Here is a 17,540-nt window from a genome sequence, read left to right as displayed (position 1 = left end):
TCGAGAGGGGATGGCATGGCTGGAATAAAGAGAGATCGAGATCACATATATATTCTTGGCGATAGGGGCGTCGGAATCTTCCTTATCAAAATGAGTCCCATCCGTATCGTGAGGATTCCAGACAAGGAAGTCCGCCGTTACGGGAAGGAAAACAAGTGTGACGGCTATGCCGCCGTTGCCGCATTGTGCTGGCGGGTTGTGGCGGATCATCGAGCCGCCCATGGCGTCGGTACGAGCTTGGACCCCGAGAATATCGTCGGTATCGCTTCGCTCGCCGAGGCTGGCGCGAGTTTGACCAATCTGGAATTTGCATTCGGTACGAATATGTCGTCGACGGCAATCGAAGCCGTCAGGGGTAAAAACCTCACCTTGAAAATGGCCCTATGCTATCTCACGCAAAGGAATGGCCATAATCTTCAAGATGCCGTTCTGCTGGACGATAGAAATTCCGACGATTTTGTTTGCTGATCCTACGGAATAACGTTTTTGGTTCGGCTCTGTGGAGATATGAGGCTTTAGCCATGTATAATCCTCGATATTTCCGGGAAGAGCGCCTGGAGGTGCTCCATGCCTTGATACGCGATCATCCGTTTGCGATGGTCGTCACCAATGAGCATGGGCGCCTGGCAGCCAATCATCTTCCCTTGTTCCTTGTGGCAGACAAGGGGCGCAAGGGGGTGTTGCGGGCCCATATCAATCGCAACAACAACATGGCCGTCGATCACGACCCCGCCTATGAAGTGCTGGCGGTCTTCCAGGGGCCGATGCACTACATCACGCCGAGCTGGTACACCGCCAAGGTGGAGGGCGGTAAGGCGGTGCCGACCTGGAATTATGTCACGGTGCATGTGCATGGCCGGCTAAGGACGACGGAAAATTCGAGATGGCTGCGCGAGCACGTCACCGCTTTGACCAATCTGGTCGAAACCAGGCGGCCGCAACCCTGGCAGGCCGAGAGTGCGCCTGCCTCCTTCATGAAGGGGCAAATCAAGGGTATTATCGGGCTGGAAATCGCCATTACCCGCATCGAAGGGAAATGGAAACTCAGCCAGAACCGACCGGAAGCCTATCGCAACAGCGTCATCGAGGGCCTGACGGCCGAGAGCGAGACGGTCATGGCGGAGCTGATGATGAAGGCAGTCGAATAGCCAGCACAACGATCGATGCCCACATCAACCATGAAGCCTGCGATGCATTCCCAGAGCCCTCCTCTTGCCCCCTTCGGCATTACGCGGGCGAGCGATCTTACCGATCTCGACATCATCGGCATTCCCGTCTGGTCCGCCACCAGGCCCAATGCCCGTTCCGTGGCCGTCAGCCAGGGCAAGGGATTGAGCCATGAACAGGCGCGCATCTCCGCCATCATGGAGGCGGTGGAGGGGGCCGTCGCCGAGCAGACCAAGCTCTTGATCGCCGAATTCGGCACGCCGGAGGAGATGACGGCCCGGGGCCGGCGCCTGGTGCCGCTGGAGGGCCTCGCACGCTTCCGGGCCGATGCCTATGATGAGGGGATGCAGCGCGCCTGGGTGCGCGGTGCTGTCCATGGCGGCGGGGAGGTTGTCTTCGCGCCCTATGAACTCATCGGGCTCGACATGCGCGAGGAACTTCCCTGGGATCGCGATGCCTTCCATATCAGCTCGGTGGGACTTGCCGCCGGACCGGATTTCGCGTTTGCCGCCTTGGCCGCCCTGCTGGAATTGGTGGAGCATGATGCGACCACCTTGTCCGATGCTTTCGGCCATCTCGAAGGCACGTCACGCCAATTGTGCATGCACGCCGGCGTACACCCGGGGCTGGACGAGGCTGTCGACAGGGTGCGCGCCGCCGGGCTGGAGCCGCGCTTCTTCGACAAGTCCAACCGCATCGGCCTGCCGGTGGTCAGTGCCGTGATCACGCGGCCGGTGCTGGAGGAGGAAGGCGGTGGTGAGCGCTTTTCCGGCGGAGAGGCTTGCCGGCTCGATGCCGGGGCCGCCGCCTTGGCGGCATTGCTGGAGGCGGTGCAATCGCGGCTCACCAATATTGCCGGAGCCCGTGATGATCTGGAGCCGGATTTCTATGAAACGCGGGATGGTGCGCTGCCGCTGCCGGATCCTCGAGCGCCCTCCCTGGCCGAATTTGCCGCGCGCCATCGCCAGGCCCCCCCGTTAAAGGCAGAGGAACTGCCTCATACCGCGCAGCTCGACATCGTCGCCGGCAAGCTCGGCACGGCCGGTCATGCGGAAATCTATCTTTTCGACCTCCCTGGCCCGGTCGAAGGCGTGCATGTCGTGCGTGCTTTGGTGCCTGGGTTGAAGACCTTCGTGGAAGACGGGGTGTCCGACATCAGCTTGGAAGACCTGATCGGAGCGGTTGCGTGATCGTAAGGGCGATGTGCCATGGCAGACGCAGTGATCCGGGCTGCAGAAGAAAATGGGTGTTTTTCGTAGAATGGTTCCCGAATTTGGCGGATACCATCAAAATCGTGGATTTCTACAGTTCATTGAAAAATTGGCAATATGTCTCCAGAAAACCTCGGGTGACAACTCCTCGGGTCATTGTAATGTTAAAGTATTTATTTCATTATTTTGCAGATAATTTTTGTATATCTTAACAACTGATTTATATAACTATGTATAATTAAAGAATTATCTGAATTAGTTTATAGTTTACGTAAAGATTTTTATATTATTTCCTAAATTTGTACTTTTAAATCGCGATGGGCGCTGTGACGCCGGTGTGACTTGAGTCACCGATCTCCGGCCAATTCATTGACTTGAATAGATTTTGTAACACAGTGTCGCCACGGTTCACGAACTTGGCGGTGCTCGCGCGAGTTTCCCTCGATCGCGAGCCGGCGTTGTTCGGATCGATAGTGCCAGGCCTTGTTGGAATGCGGGCGCGGTTCTCGTCCGTCGACCATGCGAAGGGAACTGGGGATCGACGAATGGATGCTGAGCGGGACATGATCGTTCGTCTGGTTGGCGTGCCTCATATGGCCAAGCCGACCGAGGGGGTGTTTCCGGCCAAGGGCTACATTCTCATCACCATGCTGCTGCTTGCCGGCAGCGGCCGAATGAGCCGCCAGGCCGTGGCTGCCTTGCTCTGGGACGATGCGCCCGAAGAAAAGGCGCTGACCAATCTGCGGCAGCTATTGGTGCGCATTCACAGGTGCTGGCCCTATGATGAGCCCCTGATCGAGACCAGTGGTTCCCATCTGGTGGCGGGTCCCAGCGCGCAGGGCTCCGATCTGGCGAGCATCCTCACCTTGCAGAAATCCGCCGTGCTCGCCGAACGGGTGCGGGCTGTCCTGCTGGCAAGAGGGGACCTGCTCGATACCATCGACACCGGTGGTGGGGAACTGGCGCAATGGTTCCGCAGTGAGCGCGAGCGCTTTCGCCGCCTCGTGCTCAGCCTCGCGGCCGATGTCTTGTTCGAAATGACCCGTTTCGGCCGAGCCCCGGAACGCGAGATCGATGCCATCGGGGAGCGCATGCTGGCCCTGGAGCCCGAGCGTGAGGAAAGTTTCCGGGCGCTGATCGAGGCCTATGGACGAAACGGCAATTTCGACGCGGTGAACCGTACTTATGCGGCGCTCGTTTCTGTTTTGAAGGAGGAACTGGACAGCGAACCACGTGCCGAGACCGTGGCGGCGATGCGCCGTATTCTGGCGAACGCGCCGCGAGCGCGGCTGCAAGTGGTGTCGGACCGGTCCAGCGAGATACTCGGTGACGCAGGCCGGGAGATTTCGGCAACGCGCAGCTTGGTTGGTCTGCCGAGGGTTGCCTTGTTTCCTCCGAAGGCGTTGGCAGGAGATCAGCTCCATTATCTGCACCGTGCCCTTATCGAAGATGTGGCCAATGATCTGTCGCGTCATCGAACCTTCGCGGTGATTGCGCCCCATAGCAGTTTCGAGGTTGCGGATTCACCGGACGTAGAGCGGCTGGCAGCGCTGAGGAGCGGCTATCTCATTTCAGGCTTCATACTCCCGGATGGCGAGCATATGGCCTTGAGGTTGACGCGGCAGCCCGGTGACGAGATCATCTGGGCAGCGGAATACCCGGTCGGTCTGGACAAGCTGCCTTCCACTTTCAGGCGCATTACGCGGCAAATCTCGTCCACGCTTGCCAGCGAGATCGAGCGAGATCAGCTCGACCGGATGAGGGCCGACCCGAAGCCGAACGCCTATCGGCATTATCTGGAGGGCCAGACTCGCCTGAAGAATTGCGACCTGCCGAAGCTGCGCCGGGCCCGGTCGGAGTTCAAGCAAGCCATTGCCGAAGATCGCTCTTTTGCGCCGGCCCATGCCCGTATCGCTCAGACTCTGCAGCTCGAATGGCTGATGCTGGGAGGAAACGACCCCTATCTCCTGCATCAGGCTCGCCATGAGGCCGAAACGGCGCTCGCCATTGATGGTGGCATCGGCGAGGGCCATTGGATGGCGGCGGTCGTCGCCCTCTATCAGCGCGATTTCGACTTTGCGGCCGAGAAATTCCTGGTCGCGGAGGCGCTGAATCCGCATTCAGCAGATCTCCTGTCCCACCATGCCGACGCCTTGTCGCATCTCGGCTTTGCCGACACCGGATGGGAGCGGTTCCAGCGGGCGTTGGAGCTCAACCCGTTTCCACCGGACTACTACTGGTGGTTCGGCTGCACCATCGCGATCCGACGCAGGGACTTCGCCACAGGGATCGAACTTTGCAAGAACATGAGCAGCGAAGATGCCGTGTTGCGTGTTCTGGCGATGTGTCACGGCCTCATGGGCAATGTGGACGTGGCGCGCCAATATGGAAGAAAGCTGAGTGAAATGTATCCCGGCGCTACAGCGCTCGAGATGGCTCGTCTCGCGCCTGATCGGCGCAATGAAGATATCAATCTATGCGCTGAAGGATTAAGAATAGCTGGCTTGGATTGATTTTTGTATATCAAAAATCGTCTAAATTTTATTTCAAATATTAAGATATAAATGATTCCTTCGTTCATTGTATTTTCAACGGGTAGAGATTGTCGATTATTGTGAAATAAAATCCCATAAATTGAATCGCAGTCGAGAGTCTCTGTCTATTGGAAAGGAACAGGAGGGGATATGTCTACTGAGCGGATGTTTGTCATCGGAAATCGAGGCGCCGGTATTGTACTCATCAAGATGAGTCCGTTGCGCGTGGTCGAGATTACTCACGATGAGATTGTGAAATATAGCCAGGCTACGTCGAGCGACGGTTATGCGAAAGTCGTTGCGGCCCTGTGGCGGTTGATGGCGGACTGCCGTGCGCCGACCGGATCGGGAAGTGGGATCGATCCGAGCAGCGCGCAGGGTATCGAGGCTCTCGTGGCCGCCGGCGTGCGGCTGTCCGAAGTCGATTTTGCGTTCGGAACCGATATTTTCACGGATGCCAACGGCCAGTTGCATGCGGGAATCCAGAGCCAGGCAGGCATTCAAACCCAAGCCGGCGTTCAAACCCAGGCCGGAGTACAATCCCAAGCTGGCGTGCAGTCCCAGGCTGGTATCGCCAGCCAAGCGGGAATTACCAACCAGGCCGGCATACAGCCCCATGCTGGCATACAGACGACCATTCAGTCGAATGCGGGCATCTATTCCCCGGTCGAGGCGGCGCTGCGGCAGTTGATCGGCTCGGACGGTGATGCGCTACAGAATGCAGTCTTGTCGGATGATGCCGGTCCGTAATGCCCGATCAACTGCACCATCCCCTCGAACGAGGGGAGTTGCTCCCAGCGGATCCAGGGAAAACAGCTGATCGCGCTTCCCTGTTTCCCCTGTCCTTGCTGGCGCCCTTCCGAATAACACGCTGCGGTGACATCACCGGGTTGGATATCGTCGGCATTCCCGTCTGGTTTGCGACGCGGCCCAATTCCCGGGCCCTGTCGGTCAGCCAGGGCAAGGGCCTGACGCATGAGCAGGCACGGATCGGTGCCATCATGGAGTCGATCGAGGGGGCTGTTGCCGAGCAGACGCGGGAGCTGGTCTCCGAATTTGCAACGGCGATGGAGATGGTATCACGTGGGCGCAACCTCGTCCCGCTCGAGAAATTGTCGCGCTGCAAATACGCCCTTTTCGATCCTGGGCGCCAACGTGCCTGGGTTCGAGGAATCCATCAGCGATCCGGGACCGACATCTATGCGCCCTATGAACTGATCGGGCTTGACACCCGTGTGGGATTTCCCTGGGACTACCGGGCTTTTACCGTAGCCTCCACTGGCCTTGCCGCGGGACGGACATTCGAGTTCGCCGCTACCCGAGCCCTGTTCGAAGCCATCGAAAGGGATGCCACACTATCGGTGGAACTCTTCGGCCTTTCCAGCGTCTTCGCACGGCAGTTGTTGTGGCAGCCCGGCGTGCATGCCGGGCTCGACGAGGCCATCGGCAAGGTGTCCGCCGCAGGCCTGGTTCCTCATTTCTATTGTGTCAGGGGCAAGGTGGACCTTCCCGTCGTCGGTGCCGTGATAAGCAGGCCTGTCCTGGACGAACAGGGAGCAGGCGAGCGATTGTCGGGCGGCTATGCCTGCCGTCTTGACGCCGGGGAGGCCATGCTGGCGGCGCTGCTGGAGGCCGTGCAGTCGCGCCTGACCAACATAGCCGGCGCTCGCGATGACATGGATCCATCGCAGTATTGCGGCGGGAGCAGCATCGTGCCCTTGCCAAGGGAAGAGGCAGTGACGCTGTCGCTCCTGGCCGAACGATATCCCGCTCGGAGCGACCTTTCCGATGCCGAGCGACTCAGCCTGACGCTGGAGGCAATGGCGCAGGCCGGGTGCGAGGATGTCTTTCTGTTCGACCTGCCCTCTCCCTCTCCCCTTGCCCATGTGGTGAGAATCCTGGCACCGGGATTGGGTGCCCATATGGAGGGGGAGGTCGCATCCGTCGGCGTCAACGACCTGATTCCCAGATGGGCGGAAACCGGCCTATCCTCAGGCGCCGCCAAAAAGGTCCGTCCATGACCACCATCCTCTTCACTGGCCCCAGTCTTCACGGCATCGATCCCGCTTTGCTCGCTGGTTTCACGGTGCGCCCGCCTGCGGGCTGCGGCGACGTGCTGGCGGCGGCGATGACGGGCGCCGATGCCATCGGCCTGGTCGATGGCGTGTTCGATCACGCGCCTTCGGTCTGGCACAAGGAGATCCTCTACGCCCTCAGCGAGGGCATCCCGGTCTATGGCGCCGCCTCGATGGGCGCGTTGCGGGGCGCCGAATGCGCTGCTTTCGGCATGATCGGCATCGGTCGTATCTTCGAGGATTATGCGAGCGCGCGACGGGTGGCGGATGCCGATGTCGGTGTGGCGCATGCGCCGGCCGAGTTCGGCTATGCGCCGCTCAGCATAGCCTTGGTCGATGTCGAGGCGACGCTGGAGGTCGCCGTCGAGGCTGGTGCGCTGCCAGCTGCGAGCTCCGAGGCATTGTTGGCCGCGGCGCGGCGCATCCATTTCAAGGAACGCACCTGGCCGGATGTGGTAGCCCTGTCGGGGCTTCCCGATGCCGCCACAATGGAGGCGGTGCTGGAGCACCACGCCGTCAGCCAGAAACAGGCCGATGCCCTCGCTCTGCTTGCCCGCATGCGGGCCGATGCCGGTAAGCCGTTCGCCAAGCCGAATTTCACCCTGGCGCAATCGGGCTTCTTCGCCGTGCTGCGCCAGCGGGTGGAGGACAGGCTGGAGGAAGAGGCGGGCTGAGCACCCGGGAACATCCCCTCATCCGGCTGCCGCCACCTTCTCCCGCAAGGGGAGAAGGGAATTCATTCGGCTTGGCCCGATGCCCAGGAGATCGCTTTCACCGCTTCCACATATCCGATTTTAATCCCTTCTCCCCTTGCGGGAGAAGGTCCCGGCAGGGGGATGAGGGGTTTCAACGCGTGCCTACGCGAGCTGCCCGTGGCAGTGCTTGTACTTCTTGCCCGAGCCGCAGGGGCAGGCCTCGTTGCGGCCGACTCGGCCCCAGGTCGAGGGATCGTCGGGGTTGCGATCCTCCGGCGCCACGATGCGTTGCGCCGGACTGTCCGCTACAGGGAAAGGCGAACTCAGCTGGGCCGGCGGGAAGCCGGAGCCGGCCATGGCGAACTCGTCCTCGCCGGTGAGCGGGTCGATATGCTGGCCGAACATCTGCGGCAGGGTCGGTTCTTCCGGCTGCTGCATCACCTGCAGGCGGAACATGGTGCGGGTAACGTCCTCGCGCCAGCGGTTCATCAGATCGGAGAAGAGCTGGTAGCCTTCCGACTTGTACTCGATCAGAGGGTCGCGCTGAGCCATCGCACGGAAGCCGATGACCTGGCGCAGATGGTCGAGCGTGACGATGTGGTCGCGCCACAGATTGTCCAGGGTCTGCAGGAGCACGGCCTTTTCGACCTGGCGCGTTACCTCGTCGCCGAAGCCGGCGGCCCGCTCGGCGGCGTGCTTGTCGGCCGCCTCGGTGATGCGATGGGTCAGCTCCTCGTCGGCGATGCCCTCTTCCTTGGCCCAGTCGGAGATCGGCAGGTCGAGGTTGAGCACATCGTTCACCGCCTTGTGCAGGCCTTCGGTATCCCACTGCTCGGGATAGGCGTTCTCGGGCACATGGGCCCGCACCAGCTCGTCGATGACGAGATGGCGGAAATCGGCGATGGTCTCGCCGACGGAGTCCTGCGCCATCAGCTCGCGACGATGCTCGAAGATCTCCTTGCGCTGATCGTTGAGCACGTTGTCGTATTTCAGGATGTTCTTGCGGATGTCGAAATTGCGCGCCTCGACCTTCTGCTGCGCCTTTTCGAGCGCGCGGTTGATCCAGGGATGCACGATCGCCTCGTCCTCCTTGAGGCCGAGCTTCTGCAGCATGCCGTCCATGCGCTCCGAACCGAAGATGCGCATCAAATCGTCCTGCAGTGACAGGAAGAAGCGCGAATGGCCGGGGTCGCCCTGGCGGCCGGAGCGGCCGCGCAACTGGTTGTCGATGCGACGACTCTCATGGCGCTCGGTGCCGATGATGTAGAGGCCGCCGGCGGCGAGGGCCTTCTCCTTCAGCCGGGCGACCTGATCCTTGATCCGCACCTCCGCCGCTTCGCGTTCGGCTCCCTCGGCCAGGTCGGCGAGCTCGACCTTGATGCGCATGTCGGCATTGCCGCCGAGCTGGATGTCGGTGCCGCGGCCGGCCATGTTAGTGGCGATGGTGATGGCGCCGGGCACGCCGGCCTGGCTGACGATGAACGCTTCCTGCTCGTGGTAGCGGGCGTTCAGTACAGCGAAGACCTTCTCCTCGGCCGTGCCCTGGTCGCCATCATAGAGCGAGGCGAAGGCGTTCGGATCGGAGAAGTCGCGCTGCTTGTAGCCTTGCCCGACGAGATAGGCAGCCAGCGTCTCGGACTTTTCGATCGAGGTGGTACCGACCAGGAGGGGCTGGCCGCGCTGGCGGCATTCCTCGATCAGGCGCACGATCGCCTTGTATTTCTCGTCAACCGTCCGGTAGACCTCGTCATCGTCGTCGATGCGCTGCACCGGCCGGTTGGTCGGAATCTCGATCACTTCGAGATTGTAGATGTCCATGAACTCGTCCGCCTCGGTGGCGGCGGTGCCGGTCATGCCGGCGAGCTTGGCATAGAGGCGGAAATAGTTCTGGAAGGTGATCGAGGCCAGGGTCTGGTTCTCGGGCTGGATCTGCACCCGCTCCTTGGCTTCGAGCGCCTGGTGCAGGCCTTCCGAATAGCGCCGGCCCGGCATCATGCGGCCGGTGAATTCGTCGATGATCACCACTTCGTTGTTGCGGACGATATAGTCCTTGTCGCGGGTGAACAGCTTGTGGGCGCGCAGGGCCTGGTTGACGTGATGGACGATGGTGACGTTGGCCGCGTCATACAACGAACCCTCGCGCAGCATGCCGGAACCTGTCAGCATCTGCTCGACGCGTTCATTGCCCTTCTCGGTGAGGCTGACGGTGCGCTGCTTCTCGTCGAGCTCGTAGTCGTCCTTGTCGAGCTCAGGCATCAGCGCGTCGATGGTCTGGTAGAGCTCGGGGCGATCCTCCAGCGGGCCGGAGATGATCAGCGGCGTGCGGGCCTCGTCCACCAGGATGGAGTCGACTTCGTCGACGATGGCATAGGCATGGCCGCGCTGCACCATCTGCGCCATGTCGTATTTCATGTTGTCGCGCAGATAGTCGAAGCCGAACTCGTTGTTGGTGCCGTAGGTGATGTCGCAGGCATAGGCCGCGTGGCGTTCCTCGTCGGTGAGGCCGTGTACGATCACGCCGGTGGTCAGGCCCAGGAAATTATAGACCCGGCCCATCCATTCGGAGTCACGGCTGGCGAGATAGTCGTTGACGGTAACGACATGCACGCCCTTGCCCGCGAGGGCGTTGAGGTAGACCGGGGCGGTTGCCACCAGGGTCTTGCCTTCGCCCGTCTTCATTTCGGCGATGGCACCCTCATGCAGCACCATGCCGCCGATGAGCTGGGTGTCGAAATGTCGCTGGCCGAGCACGCGCTTGGCCGCCTCGCGCACGGTGGCGAAGGCGGGCACCAGGATGTCGTCGAGCGTCTTGCCGGCGGCGAGTTGAGCCTTGAATTCGTCGGTGCGGGCGCGCAGGGCTTCGTCGGACAGCGCAGCGACTTCCGGTTCGAGCGCCGCAATGGCGGCTACTTTCGGATTGTAGGCTTTCAGCCGACGGTCATTGGAGGAACCGAACAATTTCTTGGCGAGCGAGCCGAACATAGAGGGCCTTCAAATCTTCGCGCCTCGCGGCGGCATGATACCCGACCGAAGAGGGGGCTTCGGCCATTGTGTCAACCCCGGCCGCGAAAGCCGGGGAACGGAAGCCGGACACCGCCCGGGCGATGTTCGGTGTGAGGCAACCCGCCTCCATCAGCCGTGCGCGATGGCACCAGCATGACGGCATGCCCCCGATACGGCAACTTGGGGCAAACCGGTACAGCGGGAATCAGGCTGCCTTATGAATTCTGTGAACCGATGGTCCTAATGCCGAGCCGTGGTTCGAGAGCCCGTCAGCCGGACTCACTTAAGTATTGGGGTTTGGGGTGTCAATCGACCATAGGGTCTACGACACCCCTTGATACGGACATTCGGCTGAAAAATCCGTAATAATGCGGCAGGATGCCTCCGCGGGGAGGCATTCGTGACATACGAGGCTCCGCCGTCACAGTTTTGACGACAGCCCTTCCTAAAAGGCGAGCGAAGCGCTGGCCATTCGGCGACATTGACCTTGCTTTTCTCCTGTCCTATCAGCGCTGCGAAGGCGTTCGTCCCGGGATCAGGAGCAATGCGGGCCTGTTGCCGAAACAGCGTCCGTCCGGAGCCTGACGGTTTCCGGGTCAGCCCCCGCTCTCGAGGAACCTGCCCATGATGTCACTTCGCCGCGCGCGTCCAGCCGCGACCCTGCTCGCCAGCGTTGCCTTCCTGGCCTTCGCTGCCGCGCCTTCCTACGCTGAAGACGCGGCGAAGCCTGCCGCCGCCCCGGCTCCGGCAGCCCAACCCAATCCTGCGACTCCCGCGGTGCAGGCGACCCCGACCATCAGCGTGGACGGCCAGCCCATCACCCAGGACGACCTCAACGCCGTGGAGCAGGAGATCGGGCCGAGCCTGTCTCCCCAGCTCTCGCCGGCCAAGCGTCAGGACATCATCATCAATGCCGCCATCAATCTGCGCGTGGCCGCCAATGCGGCTGAACAGCAGAAGGTGCTTGATGAAGCCGAGGTGCAGAAGAAGCTTGCCTTCTACCGCCAGCGCATCCTGATCGACGCCCTGGTCGCCAAGGCCGTCAAGGAAGGCGTGACCGAGGACGCGATCAAGAAGGCCTATGACGAGCAGGTCAAACTGATCCCGGCCCAGGACGAAGTGCATGCCCGCCACATCCTTGTGGCAAACGAGGACGATGCCAAGAAGGTCGAGGCGCGGCTGAAGGCAGGCGAGGATTTTGCCAAGGTCGCCAAGGAAGTCTCCAAGGATCCGGGCTCGGCCGAGCAGGGTGGGGATCTCGGCTGGTTCACCAAGGACCGCATGGTCAAGGAATTCGCCGAGGCCGCCTTCGGCATGAAGCCTGGCGAGGTCTCCCAGCCTGTGAAGAGCCAGTTCGGCTATCACATCATCAAGCTCGAGGAGCGCCGCCCGCAGGCCCCGCCGGCTCTCGATCGCGTCAAGCAGCAGATCACTGACTATTTGACCCAGAAGACGCAGCAGGAAGTCTTCGCCAAGCTGCGCGCCGCCGCCAAGATCGTGCAGCCGCCTGCGGCACCGGCTGATCCCGCGGACGGGAGCATGCAGCTCCCCGGTGCGGATGACCCAGCGCAAGCTCCCGCTCCGGCCACGCCGGCCCCGGCTGCTCCGGCTCAGTAAGTCGGTCCTGCGGTACCGGACCGATAATGAAAAGGCGCCAGCTTTTGTCATGCCCGGGCTTGATCCGGGCATCCACCCTTCCGGCGTTTTCGCCTTGAGAGGATTGGATTGCCGGGTCAAGCCCGACAATGACAAAGGCTGAGCCAATCGCAGCATCAGCTCTATCGATGCCGATCTGACAACCGGCACACCTTCTTTCGAGGAACACCATGGCCAAGGCCGCGCCGCTGTCCCCGCTTGCTCCCGCTCGTTTTCCCGACCTTCCGCCGGTAGCGGGGGTCCGGATGGCCACGGCCGAAGCCGGTATCCGCTATAAGGGCCGCACCGACGTGCTGCTTGTCCTGATGGACGAGGGCACGCAGGCCGCCGGTGTGTTCACCCGCTCCAAATGCCCCTCGGCGCCGGTCGACTGGTGCCGCGCCGCGCTCGGGGATGGCAGCGCCCGGGCCTTGGTGGTCAATTCCGGCAATGCCAACGCCTTCACCGGCAAGAAGGGCGCCGAAGCGGTGGCGCTCACGGCAGAACTCGCCGCCGAGGCGGCTGGCTGCCGGCCGAGCGAAGTCTACCTCGCCTCCACCGGCGTGATCGGCGAACCGCTCGATGCCGGTAAGTTCAGGGGCGTGCTGGTCGAGACCGCCGACCGCGTCTCGCCCGGTGCCTTCGAGGATGCCGGCCGCGCCATCATGACCACCGACACCTTTCCCAAGGGGGCGACAGCCAGCGTCGATTTCGGCGACACCACGGTGACGATCAACGGCATCGCCAAGGGCGCCGGCATGATCGCGCCCGACATGGCAACCATGCTCTCCTTCGTCTTCACCGACGCGCCGATCGCCAGGAACGTGCTGCAGGGCCTTCTGTCCAAGGGCGTCGTCGACAGCTTCAACGCGGTCACCGTCGACAGCGATACCTCCACCTCCGACACGCTCCTGCTGTTCGCCACCGGCAAGGCCGGCGGCGCGCCCGTGACCGATGCCGCCGACCCGCGCCTGGCTGGTTTCGCCAAGGCGCTCGACGGCGTGCTGCTCGACTTGGCACAGCAGGTGGCGCGGGACGGCGAGGGCGCACGCAAATTCGTCACCGTCGAAGTGCGCGGCGCCACCAGCAAGCAGGCGGCAAGGCGCATCGGAATGTCGATCGCCAATTCACCCCTGGTCAAGACGGCGGTAGCCGGTGAAGACGCTAATTGGGGCCGCGTGGTGATGGCGGTGGGCAAGGCGGGCGAGGAAGCCGATCGCGACCGGCTCGCCATCTGGTTCGGCGACATCCGCGTCGCCGCCGACGGCGAGCGCGACCCGTCCTATGACGAGGAAGCGGTCTCCGCCTATATGAAGGGGCAGGCGATCACCATCAGAGTCGATATCGGCCTCGGCGAGGCCAGTGACCGGGTCTATACCTGCGACCTTACCAAGGAATATGTCGCCATCAATGGCGATTACCGCTCGTGACCAATTCTCCCGTGCCCAATCCTCTCGTATCTCGGCGCCTTCTGCTCGTCGCCGCCTGCGCCCTCGTCGATGCCGACGGGCGCGTGCTGATCTCGCAGCGCCCCGAAGGCAAGGCCTTGGCGGGCCTGTGGGAGTTCCCGGGTGGCAAGCTCGAGCCCGGCGAGCGGCCCGAGGAAAGCCTCATCCGCGAGCTCCACGAGGAACTCGGCATCGAGGTGGAGGAGCCGTGCCTGGCTCCGCTCACCTTTGCCAGCCATAGCTATGAGGATTTCACCCTGCTGATGCCGCTGTGGATCTGCCGGCGCTGGAAGGGCACGCCGCATGGACGCGAGGGCCAGGCGGTGAAATGGGTGCTGCCGAGGAAGCTGCGCGACTATCCCATGCCGCCCGCCGACGAGCCGCTGATCCCGATGCTGATCGACATGATCCCGGCGAGGTAGGTTCGATCTCGCGAGGCCAAGATTCTCAGACGTCCTTTTCGCCGAATTCCTTCACGCCCAGGGCGTCGGCGAGGCGGGTCTTGGCTGAACCCGGCTTTAGCGGTTTTTGCTGGCCTGCATGGGGCGCCCAGCCGGAGATCCAGATGATCTCGAAGGTCGCGCGGATGCGCCCGTCCGAATCGGAGAAGCGCTCACCGTAGATCTCAGCCATGCGCAGCATGGTGGCGCGGCGGGTGAAGGCCTTGCGGCGCTGGGCCAGCATATTCGTCGCACCCATCGCCCTGAGATCGGCCATCAAGGCGAAGGCATTGTCGTAGCGCACGGTGAGTGTCTCGCTGTCGGTGACAGGAAGCGCGAAGCCCGCGCGCTGCAGGAGGCCGCCCATGTCGCGCACGTCGGCAAAGGGGGCGACGCGGGGCGAGATGCCTCCCTCCGTCTCCAGTTCGGCTTCCGAAAAGGCGGCCCTTAATTCGTTGAGCGTGGAGCCGCCGATGAGCGCGGCCAGCAGAAGCCCGTCCGGGCGGAGGGCGCGCCGGATCTGGCTCAGCATCCCCGGCAGATCGTTAACGAATTGCAGGGCGAGCGCCGACAGGGCGAGATCGATGCTTTCGGGCGGAAGGGGCAGCACCTCGTCTCCGATGGCGACCTCCTGCCAATTGGCGGCGAGCCGCGGACGCAGCGCCTGAGCCAGCGCGGGCGAATGCGGGCCGATCTCTGCCGCCTGTTCGAACGGCCTGAGCACTACGGCAAGGCGATCGGCCATATCGTCGGCGACATGGCGCAGCAGGAAGTCGGCCGGGGCGGTCGCGGCGCGGCGTCGATGCAGGGCCAGCGCGTGGGGGTCGAACAGGAGAGGCGTGGTCATGCCCGCTATGTAGGACATTCGAGCTTGCTTTTCATCAGTCGCATGCGTCTATCCGGATAAGACGCCATGGCTGGGACGGCGGACGTCCCGTCCGGTCCCAGCCATACTGTTTCTTCGGATGCCAGCCTATGCTTCTTGCCATCGACGATCCCTCCGATTCCCGCATCGAGGCCTATCGCGACATTCGCGAGCGCGACCTCAAGGGCCGGGGCGGGCGTTTCGTCATCGAAGGTGAAGTGGTGCTGCACACCGCGCTTACCCTGGGACGCTTTGCCATCGAATCCATCCTGATCGCGGAGAATCGAGCCGAGCCGCTGGCCGGCCTTCTTGCGCAGGTGCCGGTGGGCATCCCCGTCTACATCGCCTCACGCGCTGTTCTCGACAGCATTGCCGGCTTTCCCATGCATCGCGGCATCCTGGCGATAGGATTGAGGGGCGAGGGGCTCGCGGTCGACACACTGCTGTCTTTGGCGCCGGAGACGGCCCTGTTCGTCGGTCTTTCCGCCATCGCCAATCATGACAACATGGGCGGCATCTTCCGCAATGCCGCTGCTTTCGGTCTCGATGGCGTGTTGATCGACGGTGCCTCCTGCGACCCGCTCTATCGCAAGGCCATCCGGGTTTCGGCCGGTGCGGCGCTGCTCACGCCCTTCGCCCAGGCGGGTGATATCGGTGATCTCTGCAACGCCCTGCTGGCGGCTGGCTTCGAGGTGCTGGCCACCAGCCCCGCCGGCAGGGAGCGCCTCGCTGACATCGAGCCCGCCGGGCGGCAGGCCGTGCTGTTCGGCGCGGAAGGGCCGGGCCTGCCGGAACGTGTTCTCAGCCGGCTGCGAACCATCCGCATCGAGATGAGGGGTGGCTTCGACTCCCTCAATGTCGCCACCACCAGCGGCATCGTGCTGCATCACCTGGCGCGATGAGAGAACGCGTCGGTGAGGCAGGAAAGAGACGGAGGGGATATCCGTTCTTCGAAACGCGGCGCCTCATCTCGAGGCGGGTTCGAAAGCGATTGCATTTCGTATGCCTCTCCGATCCTATATTTGCCAAGCACGAGGTGGGTTAGCACAATCCCCTCGTCTCCTCGCCTGGCTCTCTGCACGGCGCGTTGTTGAAAGACTTGATTCCAGGAGCCGCCGTGACGTCCACTCCCTCCTCCGAGTTTCGTCACTCCCTCATTGCCCTGTCGATCTTGAACTTTTTCCTCGCCGATGCTCGCGATGGCTTGGGCCCCTTTCTCGACGGATTTCTCGCAACGCGCGGGTGGGAGCCATTCACGCTCGGTGTGATCGCGACGATCGGCGGCGTGTTGGGAATGATGACAACGCCTCTGTTCGGTGCGCTTGTCGATGCATCGGCCTACAAGCGTACATTGATCATCCTGCCCGTTATCCTCGTGACGATGATGGCTCTATGGACGCTGGCCACCCCCAATGGCTTTTCGGTCTTCGGGGGACAATCCGCGACGGCCGTCGTCGGCGCGATCATTGGCCCCGCGCTCATGGGCCTGACGCTTGGGCTTGTCGGGGAAGAACGATTTCCCCGTCAGGTGTCCCGAAACGAGTTCTGGAACCACACGGGGAACGTTGCCTCCCTGGCGGCGATTTATGCGGGAACGCTTCTGTTCGGCCTCCAAGGCGTCATCGGGCTCATGCTGTTTGCCGCCTTTGCCACGATTGCCGCGACCCTGGCCATCGATCCGAAGCTGATCGACCATCAGGTCGCGCGCGGGCTGGCGCATCACGAGGGATCGGAGGCACCTTCCGGATTTTCAGTGCTGGCCAGCAGCAAGGGCCTGATCTTGCTCAGCCTGGTGTTGATGATCTTTCATTTTGGGAACGCACCCATCAGCCGCCTGATTGCCCAGGCTTTCTCCATTCAACTCGGCACACCGTTCAGGACCACCGCAATCACGACGGGTGTTTCCCAACTATCGATGATCGGCATGGCGTTGATGGCACCCTGGCTGATTAGACGGTTCGGCTTGGCCACCGTATTCATCGTTGCCTTAGCAGCCTTGCCGATCCGCGGTGCGATTGCGGGAACTTTCCCATCCTTTGCTTTCGTCTTTCCCGTACAGTTTCTCGACGGCGTGGGGGCCGGCCTGATCGGTATTGCCACGCCCATCGCCGCAGAACGCATTCTCTCTGGTACCGGCCGCTTCAATGTCGGTCTTGCTGCCGTCATGACCGTGCAGGGCATCGGGGCTTCGCTTAGCAACGTCGTTGCCGGTTGGCTCACCGATTTGGGCGGCTATGGTTTAGCCTATTGGGTTCATGGCTGCGTGGCGTTGGTGGCGTTGGCGTTGTTTGTCTTGAGGCGCCATGACATTGCGCCGCGCTTGGCGGAATCCTAAACAAATCCAAGCATCCGCCGCGCTTTACCCGGACGCTGCGGACGGGCTGAGGGATATCGGCTCGAAAGCCAAGCCGACCGAGATCCGGTAGACGAAACCCGGATCGGGCAGAAACGGCATCGTCCGCCAATA

Annotated in this window: 14 protein-coding genes; 12 read left to right on the top strand and 2 right to left on the bottom strand. The window is 62.3% G+C overall.

The window, feature by feature from the left end; genetic code table 11:
• Window positions 1-15: 15 nt before the first annotated feature.
• From ACZYTC_RS17225 to ACZYTC_RS17195, 7 genes are all read left to right on the top strand, one after another.
• On the top strand, window positions 16-468 hold the full coding sequence (locus ACZYTC_RS17225; RefSeq protein ID WP_434959269.1) for a hypothetical protein: 453 nt from the start codon (window positions 16-18) through the stop codon (window positions 466-468).
• Between the two features lie 53 nt (window positions 469-521).
• Complete coding sequence (locus ACZYTC_RS17220) at window positions 522-1,148, top strand: FMN-binding negative transcriptional regulator (RefSeq protein ID WP_488990166.1); 627 nt, start codon at window positions 522-524, stop codon at window positions 1,146-1,148.
• A 42-nt stretch (window positions 1,149-1,190) separates the two neighbouring features.
• Entirely contained in the window at window positions 1,191-2,357 is a 1,167-nt protein-coding gene (locus tag ACZYTC_RS17215) for a YcaO-like family protein (protein ID WP_488990165.1), read from the top strand.
• A 584-nt stretch (window positions 2,358-2,941) separates the two neighbouring features.
• Entirely contained in the window at window positions 2,942-4,891 is a 1,950-nt protein-coding gene (locus tag ACZYTC_RS17210; RefSeq protein ID WP_434959272.1) for a BTAD domain-containing putative transcriptional regulator, read from the top strand.
• Window positions 4,892-5,062: 171 nt separating this feature from the next.
• Complete coding sequence (locus ACZYTC_RS17205; RefSeq protein WP_488990164.1) at window positions 5,063-5,662, top strand: hypothetical protein; 600 nt, start codon at window positions 5,063-5,065, stop codon at window positions 5,660-5,662.
• A complete protein-coding gene (locus ACZYTC_RS17200; protein WP_441772932.1) occupies window positions 5,662-6,933 on the top strand; it encodes a YcaO-like family protein in 1,272 nt (423 codons plus the stop codon). The genes ACZYTC_RS17205 and ACZYTC_RS17200 overlap by 1 nt, the downstream gene beginning before the upstream one ends.
• The gene (locus ACZYTC_RS17195) at window positions 6,930-7,661 is read left to right on the top strand and encodes a TfuA-like protein (RefSeq protein WP_488990163.1); all 732 of its coding nucleotides are present in this window, start codon (window positions 6,930-6,932) and stop codon (window positions 7,659-7,661) included. Before ACZYTC_RS17200 ends, ACZYTC_RS17195 begins: the two co-directional genes overlap by 4 nt.
• 183 nt (window positions 7,662-7,844) lie before the next feature.
• Here ACZYTC_RS17195 and secA read toward each other — a convergent pair whose 3' ends face one another.
• Window positions 7,845-10,664: a preprotein translocase subunit SecA gene (gene secA / locus ACZYTC_RS17190; RefSeq protein ID WP_434959276.1), complete on the bottom strand. Its 2,820-nt coding sequence runs from the start codon at window positions 10,662-10,664 to the stop codon at window positions 7,845-7,847.
• 645 nt (window positions 10,665-11,309) lie between these two features.
• Between secA and ACZYTC_RS17185 the strand changes: the two genes are divergently transcribed.
• The 3 genes from ACZYTC_RS17185 to mutT all read left to right on the top strand — a co-directional run bounded on the left by ACZYTC_RS17185 (window position 11,310) and on the right by mutT (window position 14,190).
• Window positions 11,310-12,302: a peptidylprolyl isomerase gene (locus tag ACZYTC_RS17185; protein WP_434959277.1), complete on the top strand. Its 993-nt coding sequence runs from the start codon at window positions 11,310-11,312 to the stop codon at window positions 12,300-12,302.
• A 209-nt stretch (window positions 12,303-12,511) separates the two neighbouring features.
• The gene (argJ, locus tag ACZYTC_RS17180; RefSeq protein WP_488990162.1) at window positions 12,512-13,750 is read left to right on the top strand and encodes a bifunctional glutamate N-acetyltransferase/amino-acid acetyltransferase ArgJ; all 1,239 of its coding nucleotides are present in this window, start codon (window positions 12,512-12,514) and stop codon (window positions 13,748-13,750) included.
• Window positions 13,747-14,190 (top strand): 8-oxo-dGTP diphosphatase MutT, encoded by a 444-nt coding sequence (gene mutT / locus ACZYTC_RS17175; RefSeq protein ID WP_454812041.1) that lies wholly within the window; start codon window positions 13,747-13,749, stop codon window positions 14,188-14,190. Before argJ ends, mutT begins: the two co-directional genes overlap by 4 nt.
• Before the next feature lie 25 nt (window positions 14,191-14,215).
• Here mutT and ACZYTC_RS17170 read toward each other — a convergent pair whose 3' ends face one another.
• The gene (locus tag ACZYTC_RS17170) at window positions 14,216-15,073 is read right to left on the bottom strand and encodes a methyltransferase domain-containing protein (protein ID WP_441772926.1); all 858 of its coding nucleotides are present in this window, start codon (window positions 15,071-15,073) and stop codon (window positions 14,216-14,218) included.
• A 110-nt stretch (window positions 15,074-15,183) separates the two neighbouring features.
• Between ACZYTC_RS17170 and ACZYTC_RS17165 the strand changes: the two genes are divergently transcribed.
• Both ACZYTC_RS17165 and ACZYTC_RS17160 read left to right on the top strand, forming a co-directional pair.
• Window positions 15,184-15,975 carry a TrmH family RNA methyltransferase gene (locus ACZYTC_RS17165; protein WP_488990161.1) on the top strand — a complete coding sequence of 264 codons (792 nt, stop codon included), beginning with the start codon at window positions 15,184-15,186 and terminating at the stop codon, window positions 15,973-15,975.
• A gap of 215 nt (window positions 15,976-16,190) precedes the next feature.
• Entirely contained in the window at window positions 16,191-17,408 is a 1,218-nt protein-coding gene (locus ACZYTC_RS17160) for an MFS transporter (protein ID WP_434959282.1), read from the top strand.
• The last annotated feature ends 132 nt before the right edge of the window (window positions 17,409-17,540 follow it).

The organism is Labrys sp. F242 (genome assembly GCF_057813875.1).
This window is presented reverse-complemented; position numbering and strand designations above follow the sequence as displayed.